Consider the following 571-nt stretch of genomic DNA (forward strand, 5'->3'; position numbering starts at 1 on the left):
TCCGTTCTGGATTTGATTTCTCTTGACTTTTGGATAAATGAAAAAGCCGCTACACCGCACCACGAATGACAGGAGTTTTTTCTCCTGCTCAGATTCGCAATGCTATGTAACGGCTTTGAGATTCAAAACCATGCTGCCATACGTCAGCCGAAAAGGGCAGCATAAATTCGGCGACGGTCAGCCTTATCCGTCGGCTGACATTCCATTCTTCTAACTATGTGCTTATTTCATTTTCAATCTTCCAATTCCCTTATGGGTATTTCAGAATACCATAGCGGCTGCACCCATGTCAAGATTTTGGGCAAACTTTTTAGTATTCCCTGTGGACGGGAATTTTATTCTTTTAATTTTAAATTGGATGGGAGAACTTTATCCCCCATCCAATAGCCCACTGAAAAACCATCTATATTAGATGCTTATAAAATCTTCCGCAGCTTTTTCCGCAGATGGTACAGCCTTGCATAGATAGCACCCGTTGTCAATCCCACAAGCGGGGCAATTTCCTTTGTGGAATACCCCTGCATTTTCAGCAGGATGATTTGCAGGGTACGCCTGTCCACCGTAAGCAATG

1 protein-coding gene is annotated in these 571 nt (G+C 43.4%); it reads right to left on the bottom strand.

Translation table 11 applies throughout. The features are described 5' to 3' along the window. Positions 1-416: 416 nt before the first annotated feature. Positions 417-571, bottom strand: a 155-nt coding sequence (locus tag E5329_RS29325) for a sigma factor-like helix-turn-helix DNA-binding protein (RefSeq protein WP_275443903.1), incomplete at its 5' end; no start/stop codon positions are given.

It is taken from the genome of Petralouisia muris (genome assembly GCF_004793545.1).
Lineage (GTDB): Bacteria > Bacillota > Clostridia > Lachnospirales > Lachnospiraceae > Petralouisia > Petralouisia muris.